Source organism: Mesorhizobium sp. M0166, from assembly GCF_040322255.1.
Lineage (GTDB): Bacteria > Pseudomonadota > Alphaproteobacteria > Rhizobiales > Rhizobiaceae > Mesorhizobium.
In genome coordinates, this window is record NZ_JAMYTD010000052.1 from 1 (window position 1) to 16114 (window position 16114).

Genomic DNA, 16114 nt, shown 5'->3' on the forward strand with positions numbered 1-16114 from the left:
AAGACGACCGTGCTCCCGGCAAACGACGCCTCAATACAAATTTGGGCTTGCATTTTGGTCCGCGATTAGACGACTGAGACACTACGCTTCCGCAGGTCCTGGAGACTGCGACGCTGAATTGGACATTCCAGATGCCGAATGTCTCTATGGGTTGCTGTAAGCTACACGATTTCCGCCGTCGCGGTCTTTCCCTCCGACAGGTGACGCATCGCCGGAACCGCCGGTCGAAATGCGTCACCCGAAAATCGTGGCGGATACGCGCTTTGCCGTGCCCTATGCCGCCTGAACGATCTCGACCAGTTCAACGTCGAACACCAGATCCCGTCCCGCTAACGGATGATTGCCGTCGAGCTTGACGCTGGTGTCGTCCACGCCGACGACTGTTACCGGCATCGGGCGCCCTTCTGGGGTTCTGACCTGCAATCGAGTGCCGATATCGACGTTGATGTTGTCTGGCACGCGGGCGCGATCGACGGTCATCACCGCTTCGGGGCGGTGGGGGCCATAGGCGGCGTCGGCGGGAATGGTGACGGTGCTTTTCGCGCCCACCTCCATGCCCTCGACATGGGTTTCGAGACCGGCGATCACTTGTCCTTCACCCAACGTGAATTGCAGCGGTTCGTTGCCGGAAGAATCGAACTGAGTGCCGTCAGCCAGGCGGCCATTGTAATTGATGCGCACGGTGTCGCCATTCTTGGCCTGTGTCATGATAGCCATCCTTTGAAAGTTTCGAGGGGCCGGCCAAAGCTCACGGTCCCGTCCTCGATCATCCACGCACTCGGGTGCGCGGCGCGAAACGCTAAAACTAGGGACCTGGCTGCCGATGTAAACCCCGATTGAGCGACGCCGGCATGACCCGCCGACGTCCGCCGCCTTCGGCAGCAGTGCACCGGACTAGCGGTCGCGGTATGCAAATGGCGGCTAGATCAGGTTATGGCCGCCATCGATGCGGATTGTCTCGCCGGTCGTGAAGTCGCTTTCCATGAGATAGACATAGGCGGCGGCGACGCCCGCAGCGGTCGGAATTTTTCTGGATGGCAGCCGGGCAGCCATGTCGGCAAAGAAGCCGGATTTGGCTTCTCCAACGATGTCCCACATCGGTGTGTCTACCCATCCGGGCGACACGACATTGACGCGCGTCGGAGCCAGTTCGAGCGCCAGGGCGCGGGCGAAGTAGCTGAATGAACCGGCAATCGCGGCGACGACCGAGCCTCCCGGCACCGGCGGCCGATCCTTGTTTATTCCCGAGGTGAAGGTCATGGAGCCGCCGGCCTTCAGGGTGCTCACAGCGTGCTTGGAGAGCATGACGGCGCCAATCAGCTTGTTATCGACGAAGCGTCGCACAGCCTCCATGTCTGTACTGCCGATGGGATCGCCGGGCGGCAGTGTTCCGGCGGTCGATATCAGGTGATCGAAGGGACCGACCTCTTCGAACAGGCGAGCAACGTCTGCTTCGTTGGTCATGTCGGCGACCACGCTCGTCGCGCGGCCTGCATTGAGCGGCCGTTTGGCTGCCTGCAGTTTCTCGGGCGAGCGGCCGACGATCACGACCTTCGCTCCGCTGTTGAGAGCAGCTTCCGCGACGCCGAGACCGATGCCGGAGCTGCCGCCGACGACGATGACTTTCCTGTCCACGAGCGATGTCATTGGGGGTTCTCCATTCGTTTGCGATTTCGGTGAGGGTCAGGCCTTGCCGGCATAGGCGGCTTCGAGGTCGGCAATGATGATCTTGCGCATTCCATACATCGCCTGCCGGACGCGGTTGGCCTTTTCGCGGTCCGGGTCGCCACTGAGCCGCGGCAGGATTTCCGGGATGACCTGCCAATAGACGCCGAACTTGTCGGTAAGCCAGCCGCAGGGTTGTGCCCTGCCGCCGCCGGCGGTGAGCGCCTCATAGTAGTAGTCGGTCTCGGCCTGGTCCCTGGTCTCGACGTAGAGCGAGAGCCGCTCGTTGAAGGGCGGCTGCGGCCCGGCGTTGAGCGCTGTAAGGTGCAGGCCCTCGAGCTCGAAATCGAAGGTGGCATGCGGGACCGTCTTGTTGGTTCCGGACACCCAGTCGGTGTATTCGATCGTCTGGAGCGCTTTGCTGTTCTTGAAGACTGAGAGATAGAAATCGCGGGCTTGCTCCGCATTGGTGTTGAACCAGAGGAATGGGTGGATGGTGGCCATGTCCGTTCTCCGTTAATTCCTTGCGACAGCGATCTTTGGCGAAGAGCCTGTCCGCTGTTGCTTTCGTTCAGGCTAGCGGTGGTGCGACGGCCGATAGACCGAGCCGTCCCAGTCGCGGGCAAACCCGAGGTCTTCGAGCCGGCGGGCCGAGAAGCGTGCAATAAGCCGCTCGGTCCGGCGCCGGCTGCTCGAGGCGAGGATGCGGCCGGCCATGCCGGCGAGGGCGTCGACGATAGGTTCAACTCGTTTGGGGTTCATGGTGCTCTCCCAGAGTGGCGGCAGTTTTGGTGTTGCAGTTACCCCTCGACTTTCATCAGCGAGAGTTTCAGTCACATCAAACCTGCCTTTGCAGCGGCGATGAGTGACTGAATACGCGAGCAAACATGCCGTCTTCCGACCTGGACGACAAACGACTTATCGGCGACAATGTGTGAGCAGTACTCACACATACAGATATCGATCCATGCCCCGGAAGCTGCCTCCCCTCACCACCTTGCCGAGCTTCGAGGCGGCGGCGCGCCTGTTGAGTTTCTCCAAGGCGGCAGAGGAACTTCATGTCACCCACGGCGCCGTCAGCCGGGCGATCAAGAACCTTGAGGATCAGCTCGGTGTGCAGCTGTTCGAGCGCGCTACGCGTTCGGTGAGCCTGACAGCCGTTGGCGAGCCCTATGCGCGGGCGGTGCGCGAGGTGCTCGACCAGTTGGCGGCCGCCACCGCTGCCGCAACAGCTCGCTATTCGAGCTCGACATTGAACGTCAGTACCTCCGATGGCTTCGCGGGGAGATGGCTGGTGCCGCGCCTCTACCGCTTTCACCGAGCACATGGCGACGTCGACGTGCGGGTTTCGACAAGCGGGAAGCTGACCAACTTCCTCGGCGACGGCATCGACGTCGCCGTCCGTTATGGCAGCGGGCACTATCCGGGGCTCACGTCAGAGTTCCTCACCGGCGAGGAGGTGTTTCCAGTGTGCAGCCCAAAGCTTCTTGAGGGTGCACGTCCGCTCCGAACGCCTCAGGACCTCAGACACCACACGCTGATCCGTGACAGCTTTCCGATCGACTGGGCGACCTGGCTGGCGAGCGCCGGGGTCGAGGGCGTGGACCCACGGAGCGGGATTACCTTCGACTCTGCCACCTTTGCCATGGAGTCGGCCGCACAGGGCGAGGGGGTGGTGCTCGGCCGGACCATGCTGGTTGCGGCCGACCTTGCCGCCGGGCGACTTGTCCGCCCCTTCGGCCACGCCCTGAAATCCCCCTCCAGCTTCTATCTCGTCTACCCGCCGGAGGCGATCCGTCAGCGCAAGGTCAAGGCTTTCCGGGATTGGCTGCTTTCAGAAGTCGCGCCGCAAATGGGTTGACGGGAAGACCGAGAAAACAGGATCGTCTACAGATCAAATCGAGCGGTTACTAGCTGCTCGCCCGAACTGCGGTGATGATCCAGGCACGCGAGTCGAAAAGCACCCGTCCGCGGTAAGCGGCATCGACGTCCAGGCTGTAGAAGACTGGTTCGTGGACTAGGACGGCATTCCTGGCGCCGCTCTGTTCGATGACCTCCTCGCCCGGGTTATGCACCGACTTCCACCCCCGGACTGTCAACCGCGCCGCGCCGCCTCGATCGCCGCGACGTCGATTTTCCTCATCTCCATCATCGCGTCGAATGCGCGCTTTGCTTCATCGCCGCCGGCGGCCATCGCTTCGGTCAGCACGCGCGGCGTGATTTGCCAGGAGATGCCCCATTTGTCCTTGCACCAACCGCACGCACTTTCCTGGCCGCCATTGCCGACGATGGCGTTCCAGTAGCGGTCGGTCTCCTGCTGATCGTCGGTGGCGATCTGGAAGGAGAAGGCTTCGTTGTGTTTGAACGCGGGCCCGCCATTAAGGCCGAGACAGGGGATGCCGGCGACTGTGAACTCGACCGTCAGCACGTCGCCCGCCTTGCCGGACGGGTAGTCGCTGGGGGCGCGGTGGACGGACTTCACCGAACTGTCGGGAAAAGTCTCGGCATAGAAGCGAGCCGCAGCCTCGGCGTCCTTGTCGTACCAAAGGCAGATCGTGTTCTTGGCGATTGTCATTGCTGGTCCCTTTGCTTTCGAAATCAATCTGGGCTTTTGAAATCAACCCGGGTTTTTCACAACCGGCCTCGGCGTTGCACCACGAACATGGAAATGCGCTCGTGCCATCGACGTTCCGACAGCAACACCTGCCCGGAATCAAGGTATCACGGCTGGTGCTTTCAGGACCAGATGCGGGCAGTGACTCGAATGGGCGATGGTCGGCCTGGTCCGACCGGCGGCCTCACTTTTTGTCTGGGGCAGCGCCGCTTTGCTCAAGGTCGCGCTGGCTTTCCGTTGGCGCGCCGTTGCCTCAGAAGGCGCATGAGCAAGTTCCGTCTGTCCTTGCGCGGGACGAGTTCGATATCGCTGACAAGTTTTGCGCCGCCTTTGTGCCGCTCCAATGTGATCTTGCGGCTATGGAAGGCTTCCAGCTCGGCGCGATGCGCTACGCTTATGATGGTGACCTTCGGCAATTCGCGAATAATCATCTCCATCATCTTGTCCTGGCTCTTCTCATCGAGCGCCGACGTTGCCTCATCCAGCACGATGATATCGGGGCGGTGCAGCAGAAGACGCGCGAAGGCGAGGCGCTGCTTTTCTCCACCCGACAAGGTCTGGTCCCATGGCGCGTCCTCCTCGATCCTGTCGTTGAGATAATCGAGCCCCACCTTGTCGAGGGCGGTCTTGATCTTATCCAGCGTCCAGTTGTCGGCGGCGCCTGGATAGGCGACCGCGCGGCGAAGCGTCCCGGTCGGGATGTAGGGCCGTTGCGGCAGCATGAACAACCGTCTGTCGGCGCGGATGTTGACGCTGCCGCTACCCCATGGCCACAGACCTGCGACGGCCCGCACCAGCGTGCTCTTGCCCGAGCCGGATTCGCCGGCCACGAGCACCCGTTCGCCCGGTTCGATCACGACCTCGGTTTCCTTGACCACGGCGGTGCCGTCGTCGAGCGACACGGAGAGATTGTTCAGGCTGAGCATTGCATCGCCGCCGGTTTCGCCGCGCTTTATGCGGCCCAGCGTGTTGCTCTGTTCCGCGCGCTCGAGCCCGTCGAGCGACATCATCAGCGAGGCGATGCGCCGTGCAGAGGCGTTCCAATCGGCGAGACGGGGGTAGTTGTCGACCAGCCATCCGAACGCGCCCTGCACGATGGCAAAGGCCGAGGCAGCCTGCATGACCTGTCCAAGTGTCATGCTGCCTTCGAGAAACTTTGGAGCGCAAAGCAAGACCGGCACGACGGGCGCAAACAGGCTCGACCCCTGCGACACCAGCGCCGTGCGCATGTGCTGGCCTGCAAGGAGCGCCCATTGCCGGAGCACATTGGCGAACGTCTTGTCGATGCCGCTGCGCTCCTCCTCCTCGCCGCCGAGCAATGCGATGCTCTCGCCGTTTTCCCGCACGCGCGTCAGCGTGTAGCGGAACTCGGCTTCCGCCTGATTTTTTCCCTCGGAGAGGCGGACGAAATGGCGGCCAATGACCGCCATCGAGGTGGACGTGATCGCGGCATAAAGCACCGCGGTGATGACAAGGAAGCCGGGAATGGTGACGGTCGAACCTGCGATCGGCAGGGTCAGCGCGCCGCCGATCGTCCACAGCACCACGATAAAGGTCGAGGCCGACAGAAATGCGACGATGACACCGGCGATGAAATCGACGGGCGATTCGGTGGCAATCCGCAAATCCTCGGCGATGCGGGCTTCGGGATTGCTGTGGTCGCCGCCGACGAGGTTCAGCTGATAGTAGCGGCCGCTCGCCAGCCAACGCGCGATGACCGCTGTGGTGAGCCAGGAGCGCCAGCGGCGCTGTATCCTCATGCGAAAGAAGACTTGTGCCACCACAAGGCTTGCACTTCCGAACACGAGTGGCAGGAACACGGCGCTCAGCCAATATACGGTATGGGCATCGCGTTGCTCGATGGCGTCGAAAATTGCGCGATTCCAGACATTGATCCCATACTGGAAGCCGACATTGGTGACGATCAGAACCAAAAGCCCGATCGTCAACGGCCAAGCGAGCTTGTCGCCACTGCTGCCCCAATAACCGCGCGCGCTGATCCAGAAGCGCTTAAGCAGGTATCTCTTGCGCGCCCGCTCGGCCTCTTCCGGTGTCAGCTCAGGATCGGGTTCGGTGACATCCGGCGGCGGCGCGGGCTCGCCGACGACCTCTGACGCGACTTCGAAGGTCGATTGTTTCTCGTGGCGCGACTTCTCGGCATCGCGCGATTGGGCGTCGTCAACCGATTTCGGCTTTAATTTAGCCTCGGGCATCCGGCGATAACGGCTTATAAATCAGAAGGTTTCATAGCGTCAGCCGCCGAGTGTCGCGAACTGCAGCCTCCACGGAGTGGCGCCAACGTTAATTGAGCGCTGTCCATCCAGTCACAAGAATAAGGGCAAACGTGACCAGCGCTCCAGAGACGTACAAGATCGTCCTGACACTACCTCCCTTGGCGGCGTTTCCGCCACGCAGGTAGACTCCCAGGTGGAGGAGGCGTATCGCCAGGTGGGTCCAGACCAATATCGCCAAAGTGGCCGCTCCGACGCCAACCATCATCGCTAGCGCCGCGGGCACGATAAAGGGCGCCAGTGCCTCGACCGAGTTCATGTGAACGCGGTCTATCCTATAGAGCCGATTGTCGTCGTCTGCCGGGACTACCGGTCCCGCCAGCGCTCCTGCAAATCCCTTGGACGAACCCGAGTAGACTGCCGATACTACCGATAGCAAACAGAGCACGAGCACGCCGAGAATGCTTAACCAATAGACTTCCATGTTGTCTCCGCTCCCTGGAATCGCAGTGAACCAGACGGTGCTTGCGAGTCATGCTCGCGAAGGCGCGGACGGTTCAGGCCGCCGCACCAGGGAAAAGGTCCTGGAACCGCCGCAGGTACAGCGGCCAGCCTTGATCGCTATCAACCCCAACGCGCACGCCCTCCCAGCCTTCGCCATGGCGTTCGAGGTTCCGGTGCTCGATCTCAACCCGGGTTCGGTTCTCCGTCTCAGCCGTGAACCTGACTTCCCATTCGCTGGTCTTGTTCAGGTCGCTCTCAATCTGCCACCGAGGACTGATGTCCCAGCTCAGAACCAGCCGGCCGGGGGGATCGTAAGCCAACACACGAGCCCAGCGGCATTCGCTGCCGTCCACGCCGCGATCGTAAACGTGACCCCCGACCCTGGGTTCGAAGATCGTCTCTGCGATCGGCACGGCAAGAAGATTGTGCTCGCGAGGTTTGAACCTCCCGAAACCCTCGGTGAAGACCTTGAAGGCACGCTCGATAGGTGCGTCGACAACGACGAAATGCTTTACGGGCGCGGTTGCAGGATACTTGCTCATGGCTGGTCCTTCTTTGGATGCTCGACTGCCAATTTGTAGCCTGCCAGGGTCTTGCTCCAGAACTCATCGATTTCCGCGCGCAGACTTGCCAGGCCGTTCGGATCGATACGGTATATTCGTTCCTTGCCAGAGCGCGTGTCGGCCACGAGCCCGGCATCCTTGAGTACTTTCAAGTGCTGAGAGACCGCCGGCCTGGTCACAGGCAGCACACGAGCAAGTCCGCTGACCGAACAAGGCTGTTCGACCAACAGTTCGAATATCGTGCGCCTCGTCGAGTCTCCGAGCGCTGTCCAATGTTTCGCGTTAGTGGCCACTAACGCGAACTTAAATCGATGGGGCCTGCGCTGTCAACCTGGAGGGTCGACGGTGCGGAATTCAGCCCCGGTCGGACCCTGTCGGTTAACGGGAAAAACTGTTGCTCGCGTCTTCGGAATTGCTCACGTGCCGGCGCTGAATTCCGGAACAAGGGTGCGATTTTGCCGTTGAGCCAGAAACTGGAAGCGACCTGCATGTCCAAATTGCCGAATGAAGAGATCGAGGGACGGCTGAACGCCCATCGCGAGACTTTGGCGCTGGTCGTCGCGCTGCTTGCTAGCCTCGATACGGCACCCGAGCGAATATGGGCCGAACTGGAGGCACGTTTTCAGTTTCAGAACAGTCAGGAGGACCCTGGCGTCCTGCCGAGCAGCGCATTCGCCATCGAAGCTGCGAAGATGCGGGAGTTCAAGCTGATCGCCGAAGAGGCGCGGGCGCGCAATGCGGAATGGAACGGCCGGGACAAGCCACAGGGCGCCAGCTGAAACTCCGGCGAGTGGTTGCAGGACCGGCTATTTTGCGGTGACTGAGCAGCGTCAGCTTTGCTGCAAAAAATGCACGCACCAACTCTTGCCATTCCTCGTCAAGCGTTAAGGTCGACGGCGCCGCATTGCTGCGGCGATACCAGTATTCCGCATTCGACTGGTCGCCTTCCTTGCGGTGGAGGTAGGCATGCACGTGCATGCCCGCCGTATCGTCGCGCTGCTGCGCGCACTCGTGCGCCTTAGCCCAATCGCCCTTTGCATCCCACCACAGCGCCTGCAGGGCAGGGCTCAAGCCGGCTGGAGGCTGTGGTTTGGCAATCGAATCCCTGAAGGCTTGCAGATCCATTTTTCACCATAGCGACGGTACAGGGCGCCGATAATAACCGCGCCGGCAGCCGACGGCTAGCGCGCATCGGGCGGGATGACCGGAATGGGTGTCGGAAGCCGATAACCGCGCGGCCAGACGCTTGATTCGATGACATGCATGACATAGTGCGCGCCACGACGCCATGCTGCCTGAGACAACGAGGATGAGTAGCGAGCCGATGACAGCCTCCGACAAGCCGCGCCAATTCTACCACGGCACCCGGGCCGACCTTAAACCGGGAGACCTGATCGAAGCCGGTTACAGCTCCAATTACGGCGCGCGAAAGCAGGCAGGCTGGGTCTATCTGACCGGCACTCTGGACGCGGCTATCTGGGGTGCAGAACTGGCCGCCGGTGACGGACGCGAAAGGATCTACGTCGTGGAGCCAACCGGCCCGATCATCGACGACCCCAATCTTACGGACAAGAAATTTCCCGGCAATCCGACGCAGTCCTATCGCTGTCGCGAGCCGCTCAGGATCACGGGCGAGGTCACCGAGTGGCAGGGCCACTCGCCCGAGAGGCTGAAAGAGATGAAGGACCATCTCGAACGGCTGAAGGCGCAGGGCATCGAGGCGATCGATTGATCGCGAAGTCCTGCGATTGCCAAGATTGACCTGGCTGACGGTCGGCGGCAGTCTCATTTCTGCGTCGCAGCCGCCGCGAAATACGGCTCCACGTCCGCAATGGGTCCGTGAGTTGTCGTTCCTTGCACGGGCTGGAGAGCGGATGCTTCCTTTCATCTCGCCGCGAACGTAACGATCTCGGGGCTCGAAGGGCCAAGCGGGCTGCCGTCAAAGCCGCCGAATTGCTGTTCGATCCGTAGCCCTGCGTTCCCCAGCAGGCTCGATAAGGCGTCCGTGTCGAGGAAGCGCAAGGTGCTGCGACTAACTTGCGGAAGGCTCGGATGCTTTCCGCCGAACCTGTGGGTGAATGTCACCGTCTGTCCGTCGAACGGTATGATCACCTCTGTTGTGATCTGCACCAGAGATCCGTCAGGTAGCTCAACGACGACCGCATTTTCGGGTGTCCAGCGTTCCCACGCCCGCACCGAAGGGTTCCGCGTTTCGAACGCGAAGCATCCGCCTGGCACAAGGGCGTGTCGCGCAGCCGCCATGAAATCCCCCAGGTCTTCGTCGCTGACAAGGGCCTGGAATGCGTGCCCCGTCATCACAATGAGATCAAACTCGGCTGTCCAGGCGGCCGATTGGAGATCGCCGAGGACCCATTCGATATCCGTGCGCGTTCGTGCGCGATTCAACACGCCGGGTGCTGGGTCTGCCGCAGAGCCGCCCTGAATGTCCGGCCAGGCGTGCCTCGTGAAGGAGGGTGCCCGTTCCACATCCGACATCAAGCACCGCGTCTGCTGTTAGAATGCGGGGCAGGTAGAAATCATAGTCGTCGCGCGCAGATCTCGGGTGCCAGGCATCGTAGACGGCAGCGAGATATGAGTCGGCGAAAAGGTGGTCGACCATAGGCGGTATTCCCAATCAACTTTGACTGTGCGAGCGGTGTCGCCGCGAGCATTTAGCCCATAAGTCGCGTCGCTCGTTACCGCACGACCTCGCGGTGGCCGCCGGGCAGGCGGGTGGCGATGAGCTTGTCGATGCGGCGGCCGTCGAGGTCGACGACCTCGAAGCGCCAGCCTTGCGCGTCGACACATTCGCCGGTCGCCGGCAGATGGTGCAAATGCGACAGCACATAGCCGGCGACGGTTTCGTAATCGCGGTTCTCGGGCAGGTCGATGCCGAGGACCTCCGCCATCTCGTCGGCCTGCATGTAGCCGGCGAGCAGCCATGAGCCGTCCTCGCGCTTGACGGCGTTTTCCTCTTCGCCGGCATCGAGATCAGAACGGAAGACGCCGGTAATCGCTTCCAGTATGTCGGCCGGGGTGACGATGCCTTCGAAATGGCCGTATTCGTCATGTACCAGCGCCATCGGCACGTCGGATTCCTTCAGCGTCGCAAGCACGTCCAGCGCATCGGCCTGGTCATGCACGATTGGGGCCGTGCGCACGTGCCGGCGCGGGTCGAGAGCGCGACCGCCGAGCATCGCCGCCAGCACGTCGCGGGTCTGGACGACGCCGATCATGGCGTCGACGCCGCCGTCGCCGGCCGGTAGGCGCGAATGCTGGGTGTCCATCAGCAGCTTCCTGATGGCCGCCTCGTCGGACTGCAGATTGATCCAGTCGACCTCGGTGCGCGGCGTCATCACCGCGCGCACGGCACGGTCGCCGAGCCGCATGACGCCGGCGATCATGCGCCGTTCGTCGGATTCGATGGTGCCGTGGTGCTCAGCTTCCGCGACCAGCATCTTGATCTCCTCGTCGGTGACCTTATCCTCGCTCTGACCGTGCTGGCCAAGCAGCCACAGCAGGGCGCGGCCGGAAAAATCGAGCAGGAAGACCAGCGGCGCCGAAACGCTGGCGAGGATGGTCATCGCCGGAGCGACCCTGACGGCGACCCGTTCGGGGTCGCGCAATGCGATCTGCTTGGGCACCAGTTCGCCGATGACTAGCGAGCCATAGGTGATGATGGCGACGACAATGCCGACACCGAGCGGGTCGGCGAGGCTTTCGCGGACGCCGGCCGACGCCAGGAAGGTGGCCAGCCGCTCGCCGAGCGTGGCGCCGGAAAACGCGCCGGACAGGACGCCGACCAAAGTGATGCCGATCTGCACCGAGGACAGGAACTTTCCCGGATTGGCGCCGAGCGCCAGAGCCCGGCCGGCGCCCTTGACGTTGCGGTCGATCATCGTCTTGAGGCGCGCCGGCCGCGACGAGACGATGGCGAGCTCGGACATCGACAGAAGGCCGTTCACGCAGATGAGGACGACCACGATGGCAATTTCAGCATAAAGCATGCCGGGTCCATAGCATTGCCGCGCGGTTTTCGAAAATAGGACGGTCGCGCTTTTTAAATTTAGCGAGCGGAGCAGTGAGGCGGCACCCATCCGGCATCCCACGGCGGTGCGGAAAAATGCTCGATCAGGGCGTCTACGACGACGCGCACCTTTGGCGCGAGGTTGCGTGTTACCGGCCAGATGGCATGCACCACGGTGTTTTCGACAAGACGGTCCGACAGGACCATTTCGAGTTCGCCGCGCCTGATGCTGTCGGCCGTCAGCCATGTCGGCAGATAGACGATGCCGCAGCCGGCCAGTACCGCATCGAGCATCGGTTCGCCGTGGCCGAGCACCAGCCGCGCCCTGGGCGCGAACTTTTCGAGGCGGCCGTCGGCATGCCTCACGGTCCAGGGATGGACCGTGCCGTCGCGGCCGTAGCCGATGAGGCTGTGCCTGGCCAGGTCCTCGATCGATTGCGGCCTGCCATGGGCGTCGAGATAGGCGGGGGCGGCGCAGATGGCCGAACGTTGGGCATAGATGCGGCGCGCGGCGATCGACAAGCTGTCGTCGAGGTCGCCCATGCGCACCGCCAGGTCGATGCCTTCCTCGATCAGGTCGACGCGCCGGTCGTTGAACGAGATTTCCATCGTCAGGTCCGGGAATTTCTTGGAAATGTCGAACAGCAGCGGGGCGACGCACCGGCGGCCAAAAGCCAAAGGCAGGTCGACGCGCAGCCGGCCGGAAGGCACCTGCTTGCGCGATGCCAACAGCGACTGGGCGGCTTCGATCTCGGCCAATGCCCTGACGCAGGCTTCGTAATAGCTCAGGCCCTCACTGGTCGGGCTGAGGCTGCGGGTGGTGCGGTTGAGCAGGCGAACGCCCAATCGCTGTTCCAGCTGCGCGATCGACTTGCCGACCGCCGATTTCGTGACATGCAGCCGCGCGCCGGCGCCGGTGAAGCTGCCGGCCTCCACCGCGTGAACGAATGCGACGATGCCTTGCAAATTGGCCGATTCCAATAAAGCGCCCCTATTGTAGAGTTTTGCTCCTTAATCTGTTGCAGAACATGCCACATGGAAGCACTTTTCTCCATAGTGAAACGGCGTAAATGTCTCGCGCAGCCATCAACCACGGAGCGCGAACCAAATGAGCACCGAAAACAGATCCTGGCAGATGAACGGTTTCGGCCTGTCCAGGTTGAAGCCGGCTGAGGGAAAGCTGCCCCAACCCGGACCGCATGATCTGCTGGTACGCGTCACAGCGGTATCGCTGAATTACAAGGACAGGATGATCGTCGATGGCGTGCTGATACCGGACCTCAGCTTTCCGTTCGTGCCGACATCGGACGCGGTAGGCGAAGTGGTCGCCATCGGCGGCAAAGTCAGCCGCTTCGGCATCGGGCAGCGCGTGCTCGGCCAGGTGATCGCCGACTGGCCGGACGGCGACGCGCCGCCCGTGCTGCACAAGCGTACGTTGGGTTCGTCACTGCCCGGGACGCTGTCCGAGCATGTGCTTTTTCATGAGGATGCCGCCGTGGCGGCGCCGCCGTCGCTCAGCGACGTCGAGGCATCGACGCTGCCGATCGCGGCGCTGACGGCGTGGTTCGCGCTGGTCGAGGCGGCCAAGCCGATCCCGGGCGAAACCGTTCTCATCCAGGGCACCGGCGGCGTGTCGCTGTTTGCGCTGCAATTTGCCGCCGCCTTCGGCCTGCGCGCCATCGTCATCTCGAGCAGCGATGAGAAGCTCGAGCGGGCGAAGGCGCTCGGCGCCTGGAAGGGGATCAATTATCGCAGCCAGCCGGCATGGGACGAGGCGTCGCGCGAACTGACAAACGGGGCCGGCGTCAGCCATGTGCTGGAAATGGTCGGCGGCGACAATGCGCGGCGCTCGCTCAATGCGCTGGGCGCCGACGGCAGGCTGTCGCTCATCGGCCTTCTCGGCAGCATGGAGCTCAGTTTCCCGATCATTCCGTTCCTGCGCAACCGGATCGTCGTACAAGGCATATCGATCGGCCACCGCCGCGCTTTCGAGCGAATGAACCAGGCGATCGAGACGCTCACGATCAAGCCGGTGATCGACAAGGTGTTTGGCTTCGACGATGTGCCGCAGGCATTTGAGCGTCTGGAGACAGGACCGTTCGGCAAGATCGTGATCACCGTGCCCTGAGCCCGTTGGGACGAAATGGCTGTCAGACGGGAAGGCCGATTGCGCGCCTACGGCAGTTGCAGCAGGACGCCGATGATGGCCTTGCCGTCGGTGAAATAGGGATCGCCTTCGCCGTTGCGCCCGGTCTTTGTGGCGCCGACGCCTGGTATCTCGCTGGTCGAGATCAGCATGCCGGCGGCGGAGAGGTCGCGCATCAGCGCATCGCGCTCGGCGTCGATGTCGGGGCCGATATGATGGGTGATCGCGCCGGTGTCATGGCTGAGGCCGACGCCGCGGTCGAAGCTTGCCGAGCCAAGCCAAAGCGGCCGGCCGTCGTCTCCGGTTGAATCGGTCTGCCAGAAGCGGACGTGGTGGCGCCGGTCGGCGCTGTCGCCGACCGGTTTTTCGAAGGCGAGGTCCTGGGCGCGGCCTTCGAACAGCAGCCGACTGACCGGCGCGTCGGGATAGGGGCGGTTAAACAGCACGCTTTCGCCGATCTCGATGGCGGTCTTCAGCGTGATGGCGTCTGCCGTATCCCAGCCGGCGACGGCAAAAGCATGGACAAGCTCCTTCTTCGTGCCGACCAGGCCGACATTGATGGGATCGCCCGGAATGCCTTGCGGCGTGTGCGTCACCATCTCGAATTGCTGATTGCGAAAATTGCGGTCCCGCAACGTCCAGAACTCAGGCGCGGCGAAATAGGCGAGCGAAAGATAAGCGGCACAGCATGCCACCAACCAGGTCGTCGCACGTCGTCGAAGGCTTCGTTGGCTCAAGAGGCACCACCCAAGCGTCTGCGCATCATCTTAATCGGCGCAGCAGGTCTTGGGCAGGGGCTGCAATCAGCGGCAGGCGCGGTAGCCGTTCTTGCGGTTCTTGATGTCGAAATGGAAATGGTTGCGGTGATCGTAATTGTAGCCGGGGCCGAGCACAGTGGTGAAATACTGGCAGCCGTCGGCGCGCACATTGTTGAGGAAGCCGCGTGTGCGGAAGGCGAACAGGCCGGGTTTGCGGACGTCGATGTCGTCGCCATTGTTGAGCTCGATGCTCATTACGTCGAGCGCATTGCCCTTGCCGTGTTCCGACAAAACACCTTCGCCGGCAATCCTGCGGCAGGAATAGCTCGAGCCCTGGTGGATGGTCTTGACGCCTGAGAAATAGCGCCAGCGGGCCGACGGGACGAGTTCGTTCCTGGTCCAGCCGGCAAAGGTGGCGGCCATGTCGCAGGTCAGCGTCGCGGCCGGCTTCATCTCGACGCTGCCGATGGCCGAGATCTTGACCGGATAATCGATTCCGCACTGGCCTTCGTGGATCGGCGCAACGTCGGTGTAGACGACGCCGAGGCGCTTCAGTTCCTTGCGGCAATCGATCTCCGTGGCCGGCATCTGTTCGGTCGGCGACATCGGGTTATCCATACGCGGATAGGCGGCCGTCATATAGGGGTTGGACGGGACGAGGCGCTGCATACCCGAATATTCCGGGCCGGAATCTTGTGGGCCGGAATATTGTGGGTCGGAATTGGGCGGGACGGCAGCGGTCTGGCTGCCGACATCGACGGCCGGCTGCAGCGACAGGACGCTGCCGGTGTTGCAGGCCGAGACCGCCGCAATGGCAAGCAGGGCGGCAAGCCTGCCGGCTATGCGCGCGCATTCTGTGTGCCGCGCAGCGGCAAACGCAGCGCGAAGTAGCCCGGCCATCGGAAGGGTTCCTGTCCCCAGATGGCACAGACTCTAAACCTGAAGAGTAAAGGAAAAATCAGCGGCGCCGTTCACGCCTGCGGCCAAATTGCGGCGCCCGCCATCATTTGCAAAACGTGCCGCCATTGCGGCGCGGTTCGAGGTCGAAGTGGAGATGCAGCGAATGATCGGCATCGCTGCCGGGGCCAAGCACGGTCTTGAACGGCCCGCAGGCCGCCTTGCGCACTGTATCCAGGAATTTCGCGTCCTTCTCTGGCGGCGCTGCACCAACATCGATCTCCTTCCCGTCGGAGAGCGTGAAGCTGGCGATGTCGAGCGCGTTGCCGAAGGCGTGCTCCGACAGTTTGCCGCCGGCGTGGCGCGGGCGGCAGACGAAGGCGGAGGCCTGGCCGATCGATTTGATATCCGTGCCGAACTCGGCCTTTGCAGCAGGCTGGATGACCGAAGCAGCAAAGCGTGCGGCCGCTTCCGCCATCTGGCAATTGAGCTCGGGGTCCGGGCCGATGGCGATGGATTTGCCGAGGGTCTTCAGCACGATCGGGTAAGGGATCGAGCAACCGACCGCCGTATCATGCTCGGGTTTGCGCTCCTCGAAATCGACGCCCATCGATTTCAGCCGCCTGCGGCAGGCCAATTCCTCCGCCGGCATTTCTTTCCCGGCAATGGCAGCCGATCGAGGATCTGGAATGATTTTTTGCTCCTCTTT

At 62.4% G+C, this 16114-nt stretch carries 19 protein-coding genes and 1 pseudogene; 4 read left to right on the plus strand and 16 right to left on the minus strand.

All coding sequences use genetic code 11. The features are described 5' to 3' along the window. Window positions 1-273 precede the first annotated feature (273 nt). From NKJ46_RS31005 to NKJ46_RS31020, 4 genes are all read right to left on the minus strand, one after another. Window positions 274-708, minus strand: a complete 435-nt coding sequence (locus tag NKJ46_RS31005) for an FKBP-type peptidyl-prolyl cis-trans isomerase (RefSeq protein ID WP_352469784.1) — start codon at window positions 706-708, stop codon at window positions 274-276. A 213-nt stretch (window positions 709-921) separates the two neighbouring features. Beyond that, the gene (locus tag NKJ46_RS31010) at window positions 922-1647 is read right to left on the minus strand and encodes an SDR family oxidoreductase (protein WP_352670570.1); all 726 of its coding nucleotides are present in this window, start codon (window positions 1645-1647) and stop codon (window positions 922-924) included. Between the two features lie 36 nt (window positions 1648-1683). After that, window positions 1684-2169, minus strand: a complete 486-nt coding sequence (locus NKJ46_RS31015) for a VOC family protein (protein WP_352670572.1) — start codon at window positions 2167-2169, stop codon at window positions 1684-1686. Window positions 2170-2241: 72 nt separating this feature from the next. Further along, a complete protein-coding gene (locus tag NKJ46_RS31020) occupies window positions 2242-2427 on the minus strand; it encodes a DUF1127 domain-containing protein (protein WP_352670575.1) in 186 nt (61 codons plus the stop codon). A gap of 205 nt (window positions 2428-2632) precedes the next feature. Between NKJ46_RS31020 and NKJ46_RS31025 the strand changes: the two genes are divergently transcribed. Further along, window positions 2633-3526, plus strand: a complete 894-nt coding sequence (locus tag NKJ46_RS31025) for a transcriptional regulator GcvA (protein ID WP_352670578.1) — start codon at window positions 2633-2635, stop codon at window positions 3524-3526. A gap of 234 nt (window positions 3527-3760) precedes the next feature. Here the strand turns inward: NKJ46_RS31025 and NKJ46_RS31030 are convergent, their stop codons facing one another. From NKJ46_RS31030 to NKJ46_RS31050, 5 genes are all read right to left on the minus strand, one after another. After that, window positions 3761-4234 carry a VOC family protein gene (locus tag NKJ46_RS31030; RefSeq protein ID WP_352670664.1) on the minus strand — a complete coding sequence of 158 codons (474 nt, stop codon included), beginning with the start codon at window positions 4232-4234 and terminating at the stop codon, window positions 3761-3763. Window positions 4235-4494: 260 nt separating this feature from the next. Beyond that, window positions 4495-6492, minus strand: a complete 1998-nt coding sequence (locus tag NKJ46_RS31035) for an ABC transporter ATP-binding protein/permease (RefSeq protein ID WP_352670580.1) — start codon at window positions 6490-6492, stop codon at window positions 4495-4497. Window positions 6493-6580: 88 nt separating this feature from the next. Then, window positions 6581-6994 (minus strand): MAPEG family protein, encoded by a 414-nt coding sequence (locus NKJ46_RS31040; RefSeq protein ID WP_352670582.1) that lies wholly within the window; start codon window positions 6992-6994, stop codon window positions 6581-6583. A gap of 73 nt (window positions 6995-7067) precedes the next feature. Continuing rightward, the gene (locus NKJ46_RS31045) at window positions 7068-7556 is read right to left on the minus strand and encodes an SRPBCC family protein (RefSeq protein WP_352670585.1); all 489 of its coding nucleotides are present in this window, start codon (window positions 7554-7556) and stop codon (window positions 7068-7070) included. After that, complete coding sequence (locus tag NKJ46_RS31050) at window positions 7553-7870, minus strand: ArsR/SmtB family transcription factor (RefSeq protein WP_352670588.1); 318 nt, start codon at window positions 7868-7870, stop codon at window positions 7553-7555. Before NKJ46_RS31050 ends, NKJ46_RS31045 begins: the two co-directional genes overlap by 4 nt. Before the next feature lie 195 nt (window positions 7871-8065). Here NKJ46_RS31050 and NKJ46_RS31055 point away from each other — a divergent pair, with 195 nt between their 5' ends. Further along, window positions 8066-8356, plus strand: coding sequence for a hypothetical protein (locus NKJ46_RS31055; protein WP_352670590.1), 291 nt, complete (start codon window positions 8066-8068; stop codon window positions 8354-8356). A 70-nt stretch (window positions 8357-8426) separates the two neighbouring features. Here the strand turns inward: NKJ46_RS31055 and NKJ46_RS31060 are convergent. Next, window positions 8427-8702 (minus strand): annotated as a pseudogene (locus NKJ46_RS31060) (hypothetical protein); the annotation flags it as partial. Window positions 8703-8901: 199 nt separating this feature from the next. Between NKJ46_RS31060 and arr the strand changes: the two are divergent. After that, the gene (gene arr, locus NKJ46_RS31065; RefSeq protein WP_502894906.1) at window positions 8902-9309 is read left to right on the plus strand and encodes an NAD(+)--rifampin ADP-ribosyltransferase; all 408 of its coding nucleotides are present in this window, start codon (window positions 8902-8904) and stop codon (window positions 9307-9309) included. 152 nt (window positions 9310-9461) lie between these two features. Here arr and NKJ46_RS31070 read toward each other — a convergent pair whose 3' ends face one another. The 3 genes from NKJ46_RS31070 to NKJ46_RS31080 form a co-directional block, all read right to left on the minus strand. Further along, the gene (locus NKJ46_RS31070; RefSeq protein ID WP_352670595.1) at window positions 9462-10073 is read right to left on the minus strand and encodes a methyltransferase domain-containing protein; all 612 of its coding nucleotides are present in this window, start codon (window positions 10071-10073) and stop codon (window positions 9462-9464) included. Between the two features lie 200 nt (window positions 10074-10273). Continuing rightward, window positions 10274-11584, minus strand: a complete 1311-nt coding sequence (locus tag NKJ46_RS31075) for a hemolysin family protein (protein WP_352670598.1) — start codon at window positions 11582-11584, stop codon at window positions 10274-10276. 59 nt (window positions 11585-11643) lie between these two features. After that, window positions 11644-12585, minus strand: a complete 942-nt coding sequence (locus NKJ46_RS31080) for a LysR family transcriptional regulator (protein WP_352670602.1) — start codon at window positions 12583-12585, stop codon at window positions 11644-11646. A 127-nt stretch (window positions 12586-12712) separates the two neighbouring features. On the opposite strand from NKJ46_RS31080, the gene NKJ46_RS31085 reads away from it, so the two are divergent. Beyond that, a complete protein-coding gene (locus tag NKJ46_RS31085) occupies window positions 12713-13732 on the plus strand; it encodes a zinc-dependent alcohol dehydrogenase family protein (protein WP_352670604.1) in 1020 nt (339 codons plus the stop codon). Window positions 13733-13779: 47 nt separating this feature from the next. On the opposite strand, the gene NKJ46_RS31090 is transcribed toward NKJ46_RS31085, so the two are convergent. From NKJ46_RS31090 to NKJ46_RS34890, 3 genes are all read right to left on the minus strand, one after another. Further along, the gene (locus tag NKJ46_RS31090; RefSeq protein ID WP_352670606.1) at window positions 13780-14487 is read right to left on the minus strand and encodes an LssY C-terminal domain-containing protein; all 708 of its coding nucleotides are present in this window, start codon (window positions 14485-14487) and stop codon (window positions 13780-13782) included. Window positions 14488-14553: 66 nt separating this feature from the next. Beyond that, the gene (locus NKJ46_RS31095) at window positions 14554-15408 is read right to left on the minus strand and encodes an extensin-like domain-containing protein (RefSeq protein ID WP_352670609.1); all 855 of its coding nucleotides are present in this window, start codon (window positions 15406-15408) and stop codon (window positions 14554-14556) included. Between the two features lie 103 nt (window positions 15409-15511). Further along, the gene (locus NKJ46_RS34890; RefSeq protein WP_502894907.1) at window positions 15512-16057 is read right to left on the minus strand and encodes an extensin-like domain-containing protein; all 546 of its coding nucleotides are present in this window, start codon (window positions 16055-16057) and stop codon (window positions 15512-15514) included. Window positions 16058-16114: the final 57 nt, after the last annotated feature.